Genomic DNA, 16,815 nt, shown 5'->3' on the forward strand with positions numbered 1-16,815 from the left:
GGTGCTCGCCTACATCATCGGTGTGGTGCTCTTCGCGCTGGGGATCTGCGTCTCCGTCGCACTGCACGAGGCCGGCCACATGGTCACCGCGAAGGCCTTCGGCATGAAGGTCCGCCGGTACTTCGTGGGCTTCGGCCCCACGGTGTTCTCGTGGCGCCGCGGGGAGACCGAGTACGGCCTGAAGTGGATCCCGCTCGGCGGGTTCTGCGACATCGCCGGCATGACCGCGCTCGACGAGGTGACGCCGGACGAGGCGCCGCGCGCGATGTGGCGGTTCAAGACCTGGAAGCGCACGGTCGTCATGAGCGCCGGGTCGGTCACCCACTTCATCCTCGGCTTCGTCGTGCTCTACCTGATGGCCGTGACGATGGGGCTGCCGAACCTGGCGCCCACCTCGACCGAGCCGATCCTGGCCTCGACGTCGTGCGCCCGGTCGACCACGACCGAGGAACAGGCCAAGGACACCAGCTGCCCGGCGGGCGCGCCGACCCCGGCCAAGTCGGCGGGCCTGCTGCCCGGCGACAAGATCGTCTCCGTCGGCGGGAAGCCGATCGCGACCTGGGACGAGATGCTCGCCGCCGTGCAGGCCACCAGCGGCCCGACGCCGTTCCAGGTGCTGCGCAACGGCCAGACGCTGAACCTGACCGTCGACGTGCCCAAGGTGCAGCGCTGGACCAGCGCCGGCGTCAAGAGCGTCGGCATGATCGGCGCGTCGGCGCAGGCTCCGGCGCTGACCACGCAGTACGGCCCGGTCGCCGCGGTCGGCGCCACCTTCAGCTTCACCGGCACGATGTTCGCCGAGACGGCGCAGCGGCTCGTCGAGTTCCCCGAGCGCATCCCGGCCGTCGTCACCGCGATCTTCGGCGGCGAGCGTGACCCGAACACCCCGGTCAGCGTCGTCGGCGCGAGCCGGATCGGCGGCGAGGCCGTCGAGCGGGGCATCTGGGTGCTGTTCTTCTTCCTGCTGGCCAGCCTGAACTTCTTCATCGGCGTGTTCAACCTGCTGCCGTTGCTCCCGCTCGACGGCGGGCACATCGCGGTGGTCTGGTACGAGCGCATCCGCGACTGGATCCGCGCGCGCCGCGGCAAGGTGGCCGGCGGGCCCGTCGACTACACCAGGTTGTCCGGGATCACGATGGTCCTGGTGCTCATCGGCGGTGCGGTCACGCTACTCACGGTGACTGCGGACATCGTCAACCCGATTCGCTTGCAGTAGCGCCCCGCCACGGAGGGGTTCCGGCCCCTCTGTGGCGTGCCGCACACGCCGTAATGCTGCTCACCGTGGCGGTTGACTTGGTGCGGGTGGCCCGGTCGGGGTAGGTACGCTGGAGGCCGTGACCGTCGCACTCGGTATGCCAGCCCTGCCCCCGCCCGTCCTGTCCGAGCGCCGCAAGACCCGCCAGCTCCAGGTGGGCCCGGTCGGTGTCGGCAGCGAGCACCCGATCTCCGTCCAGTCGATGACCACGACGCTCACCTCCGACGTCAACGCCACGCTGCAGCAGATCGCGGAGCTGACCGCGGCGGGCTGCGACATCGTGCGGGTCGCGTGCCCGTCGGCCGACGACGCCGAGGCGCTGCCCGCGATCGCGCGCAAGTCGCAGATCCCGGTGATCGCCGACATCCACTTCCAGCCCAAGTACGTCTTCGCCGCGATCGAGGCCGGCTGCGCCGCGGTGCGCGTGAACCCGGGCAACATCCGCAAGTTCGACGACCAGGTCAAGGAAATCGCCCAGGCAGCCAAAGACCACGGCACACCGATCCGGATCGGCGTCAACGCCGGTTCGCTGGACAAGCGTCTGCTCGAGAAGTACGGCAAGGCGACCCCGGAAGCGCTGGCCGAGTCGGCGTTGTGGGAGGCGTCGCTGTTCGCCGAGCACGACTTCCACGACATCAAGATCTCGGTCAAGCACAACGACCCGGTGGTCATGGTCCGCGCCTACGAGATCCTCGCCGAGCAGTGTGACTATCCGCTGCACCTCGGGGTGACCGAGGCCGGGCCGGCGTTCCAGGGCACGATCAAGTCGGCGGTGGCGTTCGGGGCGCTGCTGCGCCAGGGGATCGGGGACACGATCCGGGTGTCGTTGTCGGCGCCGCCGGTGGAAGAGGTCAAGGTCGGTATCCAGATCCTGCAGTCGTTGAACTTGAAGCAGCGGAAGCTGGAGATCGTGTCGTGCCCGTCGTGCGGGCGCGCGCAGGTCGACGTGTACACGTTGGCCGAGCAGGTCACCGCGGGGCTGGAGGGCATGGAGATCCCGCTGCGCGTGGCCGTCATGGGCTGCGTCGTCAACGGCCCCGGCGAGGCCCGCGAGGCTGATCTGGGTGTGGCCTCGGGTAACGGCAAGGGGCAGATTTTCGTGAAGGGTGAGGTCATCAAGACCGTGCCGGAGCACGCGATCGTCGAGACGCTGATCGAAGAGGCCATGCGCATCGCCGAGGAGGCCGGGGAGTCCCTCGGCCAGGGCGAGCCCGTGGTCACCGCTGGCTGAGCTGCTGACGGACGACGCTCTGGAGGCGTCGTCCGTCGTCGCCAACCGCGCGATGAACCGCGAGCGGCGGTTGGCCGGGCGCGACGGTTATTCGCGGGTCCTCGGGTTCGACATCCTGGGCCTGCCGCCGGGCGCGCGCTGGCTCGACCTCTGCTGCGGCAGCGGGCGCGCGCTTCTGGACGCGGCCGCCGTCCGGCCCGACCTCGACATCACCGGCGTCGACCTGGTCGGGTACTTCGCGGCGGCCGGACCGGTCCGGTTCGTGACGGCGTCGATCACGGCGTGGGAGCCCACCGCCCGGTTCGACCTCGTCACCTGCGTCCACGGGCTCCACTACGTCGGCGACAAGCTGGGCGCGCTGCTGCGGGCGGCGTCCTGGCTGAGCGAAGACGGCGTGTTCGTGGCGAACTTCGACGTCTCGGGCGTTCAGCCGGCCGGCGGCGCACGGCGGGTGCTGCCCGCCCTGCGTGAGGCGGGTTTCGCCTACGACTCGCGGACCCGCCGGATCCGGCGCACCGGCCCGTTCACCGGGACCCTGCCCTTCCGCTACCTCGGCGCGGACGACCGGGCCGGCCCCAACTACACGGGCCAGCCGGCCGTCCGCTCCCACTACTCAGCCCTGTAGGTGGTGCTGGGCGGCGTCGCGGATCTGCAGCCGGACGTTCTCCAGCGCGGCCGCGACCTCGTCGATCTGCTGGGAGGCCAGCTGGATCGAGCCTTGGATCGCGGTCGCGGTCGACGTCTCCCCGAGCAGGCCCATCACCTGGGCCTGCAGGTCTTCGAGGTCGCTCTTCGTGGCGAGCGCGATGCCGGTGGGCACCTGGTCGGCGAGCAGCTCCAGCTGCTGCGCCTGTTCCTGGATCGTCATCGGGGGTTCCTTCCGCGGGGGGACGCACCTTCCGTGTTAGCAGAAACCCGAACTGTCGGTGGTGACGTTTACGCTGGTTTCGTGAGCGTGACCTGGGCCGTCCGGCAGCCGTACCCGGTGGTGCGGCCCCTGGTCACGCGCTACGTCGGGTACGCGCAGGACGACGTGACGCTGCCGGTGCACCGCGGGCTGCCGTCCCGGCACGTGACGCTGGTCATCAGCCTGGCCGGGCCGGTGCGGATGGCCGGGCGCAGCCTGCAGGCGCTGGTCGGCGGGCTGCACACCCGCGCGGTGCTGATCCGGCAGGACCGCGTGCAGGAGGGGCTGCAGCTGGAGCTCGACCCGCTGGGCGTGCGCACGCTCTTCGGCGTCACCGCGGCGGAGCTGAGCGGCGAGGTGGCCGACCTCGCCGACTTCGGCCTCGGCTCGCTGGCGGCGCGGCTGGCGGAGCTGCCCACCTGGGCCGAGCGGTTCACGCTGCTCGACGACGTCCTGGCCGCCCGGGCCGTCGAGCCGGTGGCGGCGCCGCCCGAGCTGGGGGAGGCGTGGCGCCGGATGCGCGGCGCCGACGGGCGGGTGCGCGTCGCCGACCTCGCCGGCGAGGTCGGCTGGAGCCGCCGTCACCTCGGTGAACGCTTCCGCACGGAGCTGGGCCTGGCGCCGAAGCAGGCGGCGCGGGTGCTGCGGTTCGAGCGGGCCACCCGGCTGCTGCGGCAAGGGCAGAGCGACCTGGCCGCGCTGGCCGTCGAGTGCGGGTTCTACGACCAGGCGCACCTGAGCAACGAGTGGCGCGCGCTGGCCGGGTGCACGCCGGGCACCTGGATCGCCGAGGAGCTCCCGTTCCTCCAAGACGAGGAGGTGGGCGCGGGGCAAGACTGCCGGGTATGACTCCTGAACCGAACGTCTGGCCCGCCCTGCGTTACGACGACGCGCCGGCGGCCGTCCGCTTCCTCGTCGACGTCCTGGGCTTCACCGAAACGCTGGTGGTGCCCGAGGGCGACTTGATCGCGCACGCCGAGCTGCGCTGGCCCGAGGGCGGCGCGGTGATGCTGGGCAGTGTCCGCGGTCCGGACGGCGTCCACGACGCGATGAAGCCGGGCACGGGCGCGGTGTACGTCGTGTCGGACAAGGTCGACGAGATCCACGACCGCGTCAAGCGGTCCGGCGCGGAGATCACGGCGCCGCTGACGGACACCGACTACGGCTCCCACACGTTCAGCCTCCGCGACCCGGAGGGCAACGCGTGGACGATCGGCAGCTACCGCGGCGCCTGAGAAGCGCCGCTACCGCACCGGCCGCTCGAAGGTGACCAGCAGTCCGTCGACGCCACCGGGCCCGACGCGGCCCTTCACCTCCGCCGAGGTGATGGCCTTCAGCTGCCAGCCGTCCTCCGCGTGGTCGTTGAGCAGTTTCTCGAGCTTGTCGCCCGACATCTTGCCGCCGAGGAGCTTTTCCCGGACCTCGACGACCTTGTACGTGTAGCGCTGCATGCCTCCGATTCTGCCCAAGAGTCGCGCCTCCGGCCGTTCATCTGAGCGTGTCCGGGGCCTCGCGTTCCGTTTCGGCTGTTCATCTGGCACCCTGGACCCCGTGTTGCGGCTTGCAGGTGCACGGCTGCTCGATGATCGGGACTATCCGGCGGTCCGTGCCGCGCTCGCCGCCGACCCGGTGGGCAGCTGCATGGTCAGCGCCCGGGTCGAGGCTGCCGGTCTCGACCCGTGGCGGCTCGGTGGTGAGCTCTGGGCCGCCGACAGCCGTCCGGTCCGGGCCGGACGGCTCCAAGGGCTGTGCTTCGCCGGCCCGAACCTCATCCCGCTTCGCGGCAACGCGCCCGCGTTGCGCTCGTTCGCCGATCGCGCGCTGCGCCGGCAGCGGACCTGCTCTTCGCTGGTCGGGCCGGCCGAGCAGGTGCTCGGGCTGTGGGACGAGCTGGCCGACGAGTGGGGCCCGGCGCGCGAGATCCGGGGTGACCAGCCGCTGATGGCGCTGGACAGCACCCCGCTGGTCGCCGCCGATCCGCAGGTCCGGGCGGTGCGCCCGGACGAGCTCGAGCGCTACCTGCCCGCGGCCGTCGCGATGTTCATCGAAGAGGTCGGTGTCGACCCGCGCAGCGGGGACGGCGGGGCCAGCTACCGCGCGCGGGTCACCGAGCTGATCGGCGCCGGGCGTGCGTTCGCCCGGTTCGAGAACGGCGAGGTCGTGTTCAAGGCCGAGATCGGCGCGATGTCGGCGACCGTCGGGCAGATCCAGGGTGTCTGGGTGCACCCGGAACGCCGGGGTGGCGGTGTCGGCACCGCCGGCACGGCCGCGGTGGTGAACCGGCTGGTCCGCGGTCTGGGCCGGACCGCCAGCCTCTACGTCAACGCCTTCAACACCCCCGCCCTCGCGGCCTACCGCAAGATCGGCTTCCAGCAGGTCGGCCAGTACGCGACGGTGCTGTTCTAGCACTCTTCCGTGGCGGCGTTTCGGGGCTGGGACACCCCCGCTGACCAGGCATCATCCGGCCATGAGTGCACGTCGACGCCGCGGTGTGCTCGCGGTGCTGCTGCTCGTCGCCGCGACCACGGCCGGCTGCTCGGGTGACAGTCCCGAAGACGCCCTCTCCGCCTTCCTGGACGCCGTCGCGTCCGGGGACGTCGCCGCCGCGGCCGCCGGCACCGACTCGCCGGACGCGGCCAGGACCGTGCTGTCCCAGGTCCGCGCGGTGCTCGAGCCGGAGTCCCTCGACGTCGACGACGAAGAGGTGAAGGAGCCGGCGAACGGCGACACCGTCACCGCCGGCTACCAGCTCACCTGGCACCTGCCGCACGGCCGCACCTGGACCTACCGCGCCGACGCCCAGCTGCGCGCGGCCGAGACCGGCTGGCAGGTGCACTGGCAGCCGACCGTCGTGCACCCGCAGCTGGCCGTCGGCCAGACCCTCGGCCTGCTGCCGCAGCTGCCCGAGACCGCGCCGGTCCTCGACCGCGACGGCGTGCCGCTGATGCGCCCGCAGACCGTGGTGGGTGTGGTCGTCGACCCGCAGAAGACGGGGGACTCGAGCGCCGTCGCGGGGTCGCTCGCGAAGGCGCTGCACCGGTTCGAGCCGTCGGTCACCGGCCGGTCGGTGCTCGACGGGATGAACAAGACCAAGCCCGGGGACGCCTACCCGGTGATCACCCTGCGCGCGGGCGACTACCAGCGCGTCAAGCCGGTGATCTACGACCTGCCGGGCGTCCGGTTCGCCAGCCAGGAGCGGCTGCTGCCGGTCACCCGCGGGTCCGGGCAGCAGGTGCTGCCGGGCATCCGGGCGCTGGTCGAGCAGGAGCTGGCCGGGGCGGCGGGCTGGCGGATCGTCACCCGGGACGTCACCGGTGGCGAGGCCGCCGAGCTGCGGGCCGAGCCGCCGCGGCCGGCGCCCGCGGTCACCAGCACGCTCAGCGCGAAGGTCCAGGACGCCGCCGAGAAGGCCCTCGCCACCGAGGACTACCCGGCCGCGCTGGTGGCGATCCAGCCTTCGAGCGGGGACATCCTCGCCGTGGCGCAGAACACCGCGGCCGATGAGGAAGGCTCGCTGGCGCTGTCCGGGCGGTACCCGCCGGGGTCGACGTTCAAGATCGTCACGGCGGCGGCCGCGCTCTCGACCGGCGACGTGGACGCGGGCAGCCTCGTCGACTGCCCGGGCACCACGACGGTCGAGAACCGCGTCATCCCCAACGAAGGCCGGTTCGACCTGGGCCGCGTCCCGCTGAAGACGGCGTTCGCGCGCTCGTGCAACACGACGTTCGCGCGCCTCGCCGCCGGCCTCCCGGCTTCGGCCCTCACCGACGCCGCCCGCTCGTTCGGCCTCGGCGCGGACTTCGTCGTCCCCGGCCTGACGACGGTCACCGGCGCGGTCCCGGCCAGCGACTCGGCCGTCCAGCGCGCGGAGAACGGCTTCGGCCAGGGCACGGTGGTGACCAGCCCGTTCGGCATGGCGCTGGTCGCGGCGGCCGTGCAGGCGGGGAAGGTGCCGACGCCGTCGATCGTCAAGGGGATGCCCGCGACCACGAACAACGTCGGCGACGCGCCGTCGGACGAGGTGCTCGGGGCGCTGCGCGGGATGATGCGCGAGGTCGTCACCGCGGGCACCGCGACCGGGCTGCGGGACATCCCGGACGTCGCGGGCAAGACCGGCACCGCCCAGTTCGGCGACGGCTCCCGCTCGCACGGCTGGTTCGTCGGCTACCGCGGCGACCTGGCGTTCGCGGTGCTGCTGACCGAGGCCGGGTCGTCCAAACCGGCGGTGCAGGCCGCGCACCGGTTCCTGGCGGCGATCGGCTGAGCGGACCGTCGTAAGGTGGGGGCATGTCCGTTCGTGCCCCGCTGGTGCCCGGCGTCCAGACGCCGCGCCGTGACGTCCCCACTTCCATCGCCCGTCCCGAGTACGTGGACAAGCCGGCGCCGAAGCGGGACACCGGCAACGGCGTGCGCACGCCCGAGGTGATCGAGGCGATGCGGATCGCGAGCCGGATCGCGGCGCAGGCGCTGGAGGAGGGCGGCAAGGCCGTCAAGCCGGGCGCCACCACCGACGACATCGACCAGGTGGTGCACGAGTTCCTGCTCGACCACCACGCCTACCCCTCGACGCTGGGCTACCGCCGGTTCCCGAAGTCGTGCTGCACCTCGCTCAACGAGGTCATCTGCCACGGCATCCCGGACTCGACGCCCATCGAGGACGGCGACATCTGCAACATCGACGTGACCGCCTACATCGGCGGTGTCCACGGCGACACGAACGCGACGTTCCTGGCCGGCGACGTCTCCGAGGAGGCGCGCCTGCTGGTGGAGCGCACCCGCGAGGCGACGATGCGGGCGATCAAGGCGGTCCGCCCGGGCCGGCAGCTCAACGTGATCGGCCGGGTCATCGAGGCGTACGCCAAGCGCTTCGGCTACGGCGTGGTCCGCGACTTCACCGGCCACGGCGTCGGCCCGGCGTTCCACACGCCCCCGACGGTCCTGCACTACGAAGAGCCCTCCGTCGACACGGTGATCGAGGAGGGCATGACCTTCACGATCGAGCCGATGATCACGCTGGGCACCATCGACTACGACATCTGGTCCGACGACTGGACCGTCACCACGAAGGACAAGAAGTGGACGGCCCAGTTCGAGCACACCCTCGTGGTGACGGCCGACGGCAGCGAGATCCTCACGCTGCCGTGAGTCAGTGGCTGGTCGCCTTCTTGTAGCAGCGCACCGAAAGCGGCACGAAGACCGCCAGCAGCACCGCGATCCACAGCACCGATGCCAGCACGGCGTGCTGCATCGGCCAGACGTCGTGCACCGGCATCGCCGCGCTCGTGTTGCCGAACAGCTCACGCGCCGCCTGCGTGATCGCCGAGACCGGGTTCCAGTCCGCGATCACCCTCAGCGGGGTGGGCAGCCGGCCGCTGTCGACGAACGTGTTGGCCAGGAACGTCAGCGGGAAGATCGCCACGCTCGAGACGTTGTTGAACACCTCGGGCTTGCGCACGGCCAGCCCGAGCGTCCCCATCACCCACGACAGCGCATACGCGAAGGCCAGCAGCAGAAGCACCCCACCCAGCGCTTCGAAGACGCCGGTGTGGATGCGCCAGCCGACGAGCAGGCCGACCAGTCCCATGATGAGCAGGCTCGTCACGTTGAGGATGAGGTCGGCGGTGGTCCGCCCGATCAGCACCGCCGCCGGCGACATCGGCAGCGACCGGAACCGGTCGATGAGGCCCTTCTGCAGGTCGTCGGTCAGCCCGTAACCGGTGACGATGCTGCCCATCGCCACCGCGAGCGTGAAGATCCCCGGCAGCATGAACTCGCGGTACGACATGCCCGGGATGTCGATCACGCTGCCGAACACGTACCCGAACAGCAGCACGAACATCACCGGCGTGAACACGATGGACCCGAGCAGGTCCAGCGACCGGAGGATCTTGATCGAGTTGCGCTTCGCGACGGTCACGCCGTCGGTCACGGCCATCTGCACCGCGTTCATCACACGGCCTCCAATTCGGTCTCGGTCACGTCATGGCCGGTGAGGGTGAGGAAAACGTCGTCGAGGGTGGGGCGGCGGACACCGACGTCGCGGACGTCGACACCTTCCACGGCGAGCAGGGCCAGCGCTTCGGTAAGCGCTTTCGCGCCGTGGCTCACGGGCACGGTGAGCCGGAAGCCCTCGGCCTGCGACTCGCCGCTGGCCAGCCGGGCGAGCGTCCGCTGCGCCACGACGACGTCGTCGTGCGTGCCGACCACCAGCTCGATCCGCTCGCCGCCGACGAGGTCCTTGAGCTCGTCGGCCGTGCCGCGCGCGATGACCCGGCCGTGGTCGACGACGGCAATGCTGTCGGCCAGCCGGTCGGCCTCTTCGAGGTACTGCGTGGTCAGCAGCAGGGTCGTCCCGCCCGCGACCAGCTCGGTGATGATCTCCCAGAGGTCGGTGCGGGCGCGCGGGTCGAGCCCGGTCGTGGGCTCGTCGAGGAACAGCACCGGCGGGTTCGCGACGAGCGCGCCGGCCAGGTCGAGCCGGCGCCGCATGCCGCCGGAATACCCCTTCACCGGGCGGTCGGCGGCCTCCTCCAGGCCGAACCGGGCCAGCAGCTCCCGGCCGCGGGCCTTGGCCCGCTTGGTGCCCAGGTGGTAGAGCCGCCCGACCATCTCGAGGTTCTCGGCCCCGGTCAGCTCCTGGTCGACCGCGGCGTACTGGCCCGACGCGCCGATGTGCGACCGCAGCTCGTGCGCGTCCCGCACGACGTCGAACCCGGCGACCGTCGCGTGGCCCGCGTCCGGCTTCTGCAGAGTGGTGAGGATCTGGACGGTGGTGGTCTTCCCGGCGCCGTTCGGCCCGAGCACCCCCAGCACGGTGCCTTCGGGCACCGCAAGCGACATCCCGTCGAGCGCGGTGACGCTCCCGTACTTCTTGACGAGCCCTTCGGCCACGATGGCGTCTGGCATCGGACTTCCTTTCCGGATAAGGGAAACTTCAGGCGCGGCGGATGACGACGTCGCCGGTGTAGGTGTGGGCCTTGACCTGGACGGTCTCGCTGGTCCCGCCGGGACCGTCGGACGGGGTGAGCGAGTTGTGCACGGTGCCGGTCAGCGAGTTGAGCTCGAGCCAGGCGGCGCTGCCCTCGCGGATGCCGACCTCGATCTCGCCGACCGCGGTCTCGAGGACGACGGTGTCGCGGATGACCTCGCCGATCCGGATGTCGCCGGCGGCGGTCTTGGCGTGCACCCCCGCGTGGGCGTGGTCGACGACGATGTCGCCGTTCGCGGTGCTGACCCGCAGGTCGCCGGTGACCTCGCCGACGCGGGTCTCGCCGTTGGAGTTCTTCAGCTCGGCGGTGCCGTCGATCTCGCGGATCCGCAGCTCGCCGGAGGCGGTGCCGACCTCGGCGTGCCCGGTGACCCGCTCGATGGTGACGTCGCCGGTCGAGGTGCTCGCCTCGAGCCGGGCCACCTCGTCGAGGTGGATGTTGCCGACGGAGGTCTTGATGCGGCTCTCACCGACGCGGCCGCTGATCCGGACGTCCCCCAGCGCGGCCGACGTCTTGACCCGCGAGCCGGCCGGCAGCTCGACCGAGATGTGCAGGGCGCCGCCCTTGCCCCACAGCTTGGTGGTGTACTTCGGGCCCTTGACCAGCAGCTGGCCGTCGGCGAACTCGACGCGGGTCTTCGCGACGGCCTTGAGGTCTTCGTTGTCGGACGGGTCGGCGGGTTCGACCTCGACGGTGGTTTCCGCGCGCTCCCCGGCGACGATCCGGACGTCCGCGAGGCTGACGTCGATCGTGGCCGTGATCGGCTCGGGGGTGGCGAAAAACGGCATGGCTGCGCCCTCCTGGGGTGCTCGGACGGCGTCTCCGCAGGTCGGAGACGTGACGGGAAACGGGAAAGGGTTACTGGACCCAGCCGGTGTACTTCTCACCGAACATCGACCGGCGGTGGGTGCTCTGGCTCCGGCCGGGGCCGAGCGCGGCGTTCGCGGCCCGGACGAGCCAGGCGTTGATCGAGAGCTGGTCGCGGTTCGCGGCCTCCTCGACGCGCTGCTTGAGCTGCTCGGGCAGCCGCAGGTTGATCCGGGAGACGGCGCCGTCGTCGGCCTCGGGCGGAGGCGCCGGAGCTTCCTCCGGAGCCGGCTCGGGCTGGGCAGGCAGCGCGACCGCGAACTCGGCTTCGCGGCGGCGCAGGCGCACCTCGACGGAGCCGGGAGCGAGGTCGCGGGTGATCTCGTCGGCCGCCGCCGAAAGCGCGTCGAGCAGGGTCAGCCGGATCGCCGACTCGAGCGGCGCGGTGAGCCGCTCGGCGAGGGCGACGGCTTCCTCACCCGCCGCCTCGGCGGCGACCGCGAGCTCCCGGCGGAGTTCGTCCACGAAGGGCGTCAGGTCCATGGCACTACTGTGGCACCGCGATGGCACCACGACAACCCTGAATTGGCGCCCTTAGGGGTGCAGAGTGGTGCCAAGCACGTGCCGGCCCGTGCACCCGAAGTCGATGACGGCGACCAGCCGCCGGACGAGGTCGTCGTCGATCGAGTTCCGGCCCGGGTGCCTGGTCATTCGCGTTCGAGGCGCTCCAGGAGCTCGTCCAGGAACCCGCAGGCCTCGGCAGTGGCCCGCTGGGGGTCGCGCTTGGCGATGGCGTCGGCCAGTCCTTCGTGCCCGATCTCGGGCAGGTGGTCGGTGCCCGGCGTGATGTTCGCCGTCGCCGCGACGCTCGCCGTGATGACCTCGGTCAGCCCGCGGTAGAGCTCGGTGAGCAGCTGGTTGTGCCCGCTGCGGACGACCGCGCAGTGGAACTCCGCGTCGGTGCGCGCGAAGTCCTCCCAGCGTCCTTCGTTCAGCTCGACCTCACGGCGGGCGAGGATCGACCGGAGCTCGGCGACCTCCTCCTGCGTCCGCTCGGTGGCGGCGAGCCGGGCGCCCTCGACCTCGAGGGTGCGGCGCACCTGGAGGACTTCACGCAGCTCGGAGCCGCAGAGCCGGCGGATCGCGCCGGACACCTCGCTGGTGGCGCGCACGTAGGTGCCGTCACCTTGGCGGACTTCGAGGATCCCCGTGTGCGCGAGCGCGCGGACGGCTTCGCGGACGGTGTTGCGCCCGACGCCGAGCTGGTCGACGAGCTCCGCTTCGGTGGGGATGCGCTCGCCGATGGGCCATTCGCCCTGCGTGACCGCGGTCCGCAGCTGCTCGATGACCTGGTCGACGAGGCCGGCCCGGCGGGTGGTGGCCAGAGGCACAGCTGTTATCCCTTCATCCAATCATCCTACGTATGCGATAGTAGCGGTCATGCCCGTCGAACACCGTGAATCCGCCCTCGAACCCGAGCTGGACGGCGCCGTGGAGCTGCGCACGCCGGGCGTGGTCGCCGCCGGCGCGCTGCTCGCGGTCGCGGTGGTGCTCACCGCCCTCAACCTGCGCCCGGCCATCACCGGGGTCGGCCCGATGCTCGCCGAAATGCGCGCCGACCTGGGCACGTCCGGGGTCTGGGCCGGGGTGCTCACGACGTTGCCGACGCTCTGCTTCGCCGGTGCCGGGCTGGCCGCGCCGCTGCTGGCCCGCCGCGCCGGGATCGGCGCCGCCATCGCGATCGCGCTGATCGCGCTCGGCGCCGGGCTCGTGCTGCGCGTGCTCGACGGCCCGGCCGTGGTGCTCGGCGGGACCCTCGTCGCCACCGCGGGGATCGCCCTGGTCAACGTGCTCATCCCGGTGGTCATCAAGGGCTCCTTCCCGGCTCGCATCGGCCTGATGACCGGCGTCTACACCGCCGCCCTGCAGGGTGGCGGCGCGCTCGGGTCGGCGGTGACCCCGCAGCTCGGCGACGCGTTCGGCGGCTGGCGGCCGGCCTTGGGCAGCTGGGCGGTGGTGGCCGTCGTCGCGTTGCTGGCGTGGATTCTCGCAGCCCGCGGCACCGGCCGGGTCCCGCGCCACTCCGACGCGGCCCAAGCCGGCCGGTCGCTGCTGGGCAACCGGCTGGCGTGGATCGTCACCGTCTTCTTCGGCCTGCAGGCCTTCTACGCCTACGCCGCGATGGGCTGGTTCCCGCAGGTGCTGATGGACGCCGGGGTGTCGCGCGGCGACGCCGGGCTGCTGTTCGGCCTGGTCGCGCTGATCGCCGTGCCGATCAGCCTGTTCGTCGCGCCGATGGCGGCCCGGCAGCGCGGGCAGGGCGGCTGGATCGTCGTGCTCGGGGTGTTCGGCTTCGCCGGCACAGCCGGGCTCATGCTCGCCCCGGCCTGGTCGCCGCTGCTCTGGAGCATTCTGATCGGCCTCGGGATGAGCGTGTTCTCCCTGGCCCTGACGGTGATCGCGCTGCGCGCCCGCACCGGCGCCGACACCGCGCGGCTCTCGGGCATGGCGCAGGGTTTCGGGTACCTCTTCGCGGCGCTGGGCCCTTTCCTGTTCGGCCTGCTGCACGACGTCGCGGGCGGCTGGCCGGTGCCGCTGGCCATGCTCCTGGTGCTGCTGCTGGTCCAGATGGTGTTCGGCGCGCTCGCCGGCCGTCACCGGTTTGTCTGACTCTTAACTGTTAACGGCTTTCGCCCGGGTCGGCGCGGCTTAAGATCACCGGATGGCAGTGCCGTCGCCGGACCTCGGGACGTTGCTGCGCGTGGGCCCGTTCGACGCCGCCCTGCGCGCGGCCATCCGCGCCCGCGGCCTGAGCCTCGACCGCCTGCGTGAGCACCTGCGCGCCCGCGGTGTCACGGTGACAACGGCGACGCTGAGCTACTGGCAGTCCGGCCGCAGCCGCCCCGAACGGCGGGATTCGGTGCGCGGGCTGGGGCAGCTCGAAGCCGTTCTCGAGGTGCCCGCGGGGTCGCTCGTCTCGCTGCTCGGGCCGCCGCGGGTGCGCCGGTCCGCGCCCGCCGAGCTCAGCCGGTTCTGGCCGGACGGCCGGCGCGTCGACGCCGCGGTGTCCGATGTGGACACCCGGTGGGACGAACGGCTGACCCGGCTCAGCCAGCACGACGTGGTCCTCGTCGGCGCCGGCCGCGAGGAGCTGGAGTTCCGGTCGCGGCAGGTGCTGCGCGCCGAGGCCGACGGCCCCGACCGCTGGGTGGTGATCCTGCACCTCGACGAGCACGACCGGCCGTTGCCGGAGCTGCGCGGCCTGCGCGGCTGCCGCCCGGGCCGCAGCGTGCACCGGTCCGAAGACGGCCTCCTCGTCGTCGAACTGCTTTTCGCCCGGCCGCTCCTGCGCGGGGAAACGGTGCTCACCGAACACACGCTCGTGAATCGCGCGCCTTACCCGGTTGCGACGAACTACGAACGCAAGTTCCGCTTGCCGGTCCGCGAATACGTGCTCGAAATCCGGTTCTCGCCCGAAGCGGTCCCGGCGGTGTGCCGCCGGTTCGCCGAGCCCGGCGAACACGCCGACGTCGTCCCGGAATCCGGTGCGGTGCACGGGGTCGCGCTGAACTTCGGCCCCGGCCGGTACGGGTTCGAATGGGATTGGCCCGCCAGTTAACTGTTAAGGACTTCCGGATCTTCAATCCGGTGTTTCCCGCGTTCTACGGTCTGCGCACGCCACTCGCCGATTCGAGGAGAAACCGATGCGCAGAATCGTTTCCGTCACGAGCGTGGCCGCGTTGGCCGCGCTCGGGCTGGGCCTGACGCCCGCCGAAGCCGCGGCGCCGGACCACCCGCCGGCCGAGATCGCCGGTGTCGCCGCGGCGTTCGGGCTCACCGCGGACCAGGCCCGCGCCCAGCTCACCGCCCAGGACGGCGCCCACCGGCTGGCCGCCACCCTGCCCGCCGCGGTGCGCGCGAAGTCGGCCGGGCAGTGGTTCGACGCGGCCGCCGGGAAGCTGACTGTCGCCGTCACCACCACCGAAGCCGCTGACCAAGCGCGCGAAGCGGGTGCCGCGGCGCAGGTCGTGGCGCGCGGCCAGGCCGAGCTGGACCGCACCGACGCGGCGGTCCGCGAGCTGGTCGGCGGCGGCGTGCCCGGTGTTTACGGCTGGGGTGTCGACGTCCGCGCCAACGACGTCGCCGTCGACGTCGACCGCACGAAGAAGACCGCGGCGACCGAGAGTTTCCTTTCCCGGGTGAAGGATCTCGGCGTCCGGATCACCGAGACGACGTCGTCGCCGCGCCAGCAGTCCGGCACGATCCAGACCGGCAACCCGTGGTGGCCGGGCAGCGAGTCGAACTGCTCGGTCGGCTTCCCGGTGACGGATTCCGCCGGTGCCAAGCACTTCCTCACCGCGGGCCACTGCACGAACGACGTCAACCAGGCCGCGTACGGCGCTTCGGGCCAGCAGAACAAGATCGGCACGTCGAACGTCGGCGGCACGCACAGCGTCAACGGCCGCGAAGGCGACATGGGTGTGGTCGCGGTGACGGAGGCGGGCTGGAACCTTTCTGCGTCGGTGAACACCTGGGGCCAGCCGGCGGTCACGCTCACCGGCGCGGCCGAGGCGATGGTCGGTGACCGCGTCTGCCACTCCGGCAACACCTCGCACTGGCAGTGCGGCGAAGTGAAGTACACGCACAAGTCCGCCGACTACGGCAACGGCCTGGTCATCGACGACCTGACCTGGACCACGGCGTGTTCGCTCGGCGGGGACTCCGGCGGCGGCTGGCTGCTCGGCGACAAGGCGACCGGCCTGCACGACGGCGGCCCGTCCCAGTGCGTCCAGAACCCGGGTGACGGCGACATGTCCCTGTTCCAGCCGGTGATCGAGGCGCTGAACAAGTGGCAGCTCACCCTGGTGACCAGCGGCGGCACCGGCGACACGACGGCGCCGACCGCGCCCGGCAACCCGCGTTCCACCGGCACGACGTCGAACAGCGTCTCGCTCGCCTGGGACGCTTCCACGGACAACGTCGGTGTCACCGGTTACGACGTCTACAACGGCTCCGCGCTCGCCACGAGTGTCGCAGGGACTAGCGCGACGGTCAGCGGCCTCACCCCGGACACGGCGTACTCCTTCACGGTGAAGGCGAAGGACGCGGCTGGGAACGCGTCGCCCGCGAGCGCGGCGGTGTCGGCCCGGACGCAGGCGGGCGTCGGCGGCAACCGCACGCTGACCAACGACACGGACTACGCGATCCGTGACTACCAGCAGGTGTTCAGCCCGATCGCCTCGACGCTCACCGGCAGCGCGGCCACCACGATCGGCGTCTCGCTGACCATCCGCCACACGTGCGCCGAAGACCTCGGCATCACGCTGCTCGACCCGCGAGGCAAGGCGTACGCGCTCAAGTACAGCGGCGGCAGCACCTGCACGCCGTGGAGCGGCGCGCGGACGTTCACCGTGCCGGCGACGGCGACCCCGGCGGCCGGCAAGTGGCAGCTGCGCGTGACCGACTACGGGCCCGGCGACACCGGAACCCTCGACACCTGGTCGATCACGCTCTAGGGACTCCCGCGGGGGGGGGGGGGGGGGAGGCCGGGCCAGGGGGGGGTAATGCCAGGGGGGGGGGGGGAGGGGGGGGGGGGGGAGAGAGAACCACCGGACCCCCCCCCCCA

At 71.9% G+C, this 16,815-nt stretch carries 18 protein-coding genes; 11 read left to right on the forward strand and 7 right to left on the reverse strand.

The genetic code is table 11. From position 1 onward, the window contains the following. The first annotated feature begins 1 nt into the window (after position 1). The 3 genes from ACZ61C_RS27385 (at position 2) to ACZ61C_RS27395 (ending at position 3,111) form a co-directional block, all read left to right on the forward strand. Positions 2–1,216: a M50 family metallopeptidase gene (locus ACZ61C_RS27385; protein WP_465310674.1), complete on the forward strand. Its 1,215-nt coding sequence runs from the start codon at positions 2–4 to the stop codon at positions 1,214–1,216. A gap of 118 nt (positions 1,217–1,334) precedes the next feature. Further along, positions 1,335–2,486: a flavodoxin-dependent (E)-4-hydroxy-3-methylbut-2-enyl-diphosphate synthase gene (gene ispG / locus ACZ61C_RS27390; RefSeq protein WP_465310675.1), complete on the forward strand. Its 1,152-nt coding sequence runs from the start codon at positions 1,335–1,337 to the stop codon at positions 2,484–2,486. Between the two features lie 52 nt (positions 2,487–2,538). Beyond that, complete coding sequence (locus tag ACZ61C_RS27395) at positions 2,539–3,111, forward strand: class I SAM-dependent methyltransferase (protein ID WP_465310676.1); 573 nt, start codon at positions 2,539–2,541, stop codon at positions 3,109–3,111. Here ACZ61C_RS27395 and ACZ61C_RS27400 read toward each other — a convergent pair. Further along, a complete protein-coding gene (locus ACZ61C_RS27400) occupies positions 3,100–3,354 on the reverse strand; it encodes a hypothetical protein (protein ID WP_247062465.1) in 255 nt (84 codons plus the stop codon). The two genes, ACZ61C_RS27395 and ACZ61C_RS27400, sit on opposite strands and share 12 nt — an antisense overlap. A gap of 81 nt (positions 3,355–3,435) precedes the next feature. Between ACZ61C_RS27400 and ACZ61C_RS27405 the strand changes: the two genes are divergently transcribed. After that, complete coding sequence (locus ACZ61C_RS27405) at positions 3,436–4,242, forward strand: helix-turn-helix domain-containing protein (protein ID WP_465310677.1); 807 nt, start codon at positions 3,436–3,438, stop codon at positions 4,240–4,242. Continuing rightward, complete coding sequence (locus ACZ61C_RS27410; RefSeq protein WP_465310678.1) at positions 4,239–4,628, forward strand: VOC family protein; 390 nt, start codon at positions 4,239–4,241, stop codon at positions 4,626–4,628. Before ACZ61C_RS27405 ends, ACZ61C_RS27410 begins: the two co-directional genes overlap by 4 nt. A 9-nt stretch (positions 4,629–4,637) precedes the next feature. Here ACZ61C_RS27410 and ACZ61C_RS27415 read toward each other — a convergent pair whose 3' ends face one another. Then, positions 4,638–4,844, reverse strand: coding sequence for a DUF4177 domain-containing protein (locus tag ACZ61C_RS27415; RefSeq protein ID WP_465310679.1), 207 nt, complete (start codon positions 4,842–4,844; stop codon positions 4,638–4,640). A 100-nt stretch (positions 4,845–4,944) separates the two neighbouring features. On the opposite strand from ACZ61C_RS27415, the gene ACZ61C_RS27420 reads away from it, so the two are divergent. The 3 genes from ACZ61C_RS27420 to map all read left to right on the forward strand — a co-directional run bounded on the left by ACZ61C_RS27420 (position 4,945) and on the right by map (position 8,538). Further along, positions 4,945–5,799 (forward strand): GNAT family N-acetyltransferase, encoded by an 855-nt coding sequence (locus ACZ61C_RS27420; RefSeq protein WP_465310680.1) that lies wholly within the window; start codon positions 4,945–4,947, stop codon positions 5,797–5,799. Positions 5,800–5,860: 61 nt separating this feature from the next. Further along, on the forward strand, positions 5,861–7,657 hold the full coding sequence (locus ACZ61C_RS27425) for a penicillin-binding transpeptidase domain-containing protein (protein WP_465310681.1): 1,797 nt from the start codon (positions 5,861–5,863) through the stop codon (positions 7,655–7,657). A 23-nt stretch (positions 7,658–7,680) separates the two neighbouring features. After that, positions 7,681–8,538, forward strand: coding sequence for a type I methionyl aminopeptidase (gene map, locus ACZ61C_RS27430; RefSeq protein ID WP_465310682.1), 858 nt, complete (start codon positions 7,681–7,683; stop codon positions 8,536–8,538). A gap of 1 nt (position 8,539) precedes the next feature. On the opposite strand, the gene ACZ61C_RS27435 is transcribed toward map, so the two are convergent. The 5 genes from ACZ61C_RS27435 to ACZ61C_RS27455 form a co-directional block, all read right to left on the reverse strand. Then, a complete protein-coding gene (locus tag ACZ61C_RS27435) occupies positions 8,540–9,343 on the reverse strand; it encodes an ABC transporter permease (protein ID WP_465310683.1) in 804 nt (267 codons plus the stop codon). Then, positions 9,343–10,299 (reverse strand): ATP-binding cassette domain-containing protein, encoded by a 957-nt coding sequence (locus ACZ61C_RS27440; protein ID WP_465310684.1) that lies wholly within the window; start codon positions 10,297–10,299, stop codon positions 9,343–9,345. The genes ACZ61C_RS27435 and ACZ61C_RS27440 overlap by 1 nt, the downstream gene beginning before the upstream one ends. A 28-nt stretch (positions 10,300–10,327) precedes the next feature. Further along, entirely contained in the window at positions 10,328–11,170 is an 843-nt protein-coding gene (locus tag ACZ61C_RS27445; RefSeq protein ID WP_465310685.1) for a DUF4097 family beta strand repeat-containing protein, read from the reverse strand. 70 nt (positions 11,171–11,240) lie between these two features. Continuing rightward, complete coding sequence (locus ACZ61C_RS27450) at positions 11,241–11,732, reverse strand: toxin-antitoxin system HicB family antitoxin (protein WP_465310686.1); 492 nt, start codon at positions 11,730–11,732, stop codon at positions 11,241–11,243. Between the two features lie 164 nt (positions 11,733–11,896). Then, the gene (locus tag ACZ61C_RS27455) at positions 11,897–12,580 is read right to left on the reverse strand and encodes a FadR/GntR family transcriptional regulator (RefSeq protein WP_465310687.1); all 684 of its coding nucleotides are present in this window, start codon (positions 12,578–12,580) and stop codon (positions 11,897–11,899) included. Positions 12,581–12,629: 49 nt separating this feature from the next. Between ACZ61C_RS27455 and ACZ61C_RS27460 the strand changes: the two genes are divergently transcribed. The 3 genes from ACZ61C_RS27460 to ACZ61C_RS27470 all read left to right on the forward strand — a co-directional run bounded on the left by ACZ61C_RS27460 (position 12,630) and on the right by ACZ61C_RS27470 (position 16,705). Next, positions 12,630–13,859 carry an MFS transporter gene (locus tag ACZ61C_RS27460; protein ID WP_465310688.1) on the forward strand — a complete coding sequence of 410 codons (1,230 nt, stop codon included), beginning with the start codon at positions 12,630–12,632 and terminating at the stop codon, positions 13,857–13,859. A gap of 52 nt (positions 13,860–13,911) precedes the next feature. Beyond that, the gene (locus ACZ61C_RS27465) at positions 13,912–14,808 is read left to right on the forward strand and encodes an XRE family transcriptional regulator (protein WP_465310689.1); all 897 of its coding nucleotides are present in this window, start codon (positions 13,912–13,914) and stop codon (positions 14,806–14,808) included. An 85-nt stretch (positions 14,809–14,893) separates the two neighbouring features. After that, positions 14,894–16,705, forward strand: coding sequence for a proprotein convertase P-domain-containing protein (locus tag ACZ61C_RS27470; protein ID WP_465310690.1), 1,812 nt, complete (start codon positions 14,894–14,896; stop codon positions 16,703–16,705). Positions 16,706–16,815 lie beyond the last annotated feature (110 nt).

The sequence above is a fragment of the Amycolatopsis sp. NPDC104587 genome, from assembly GCF_055583645.1.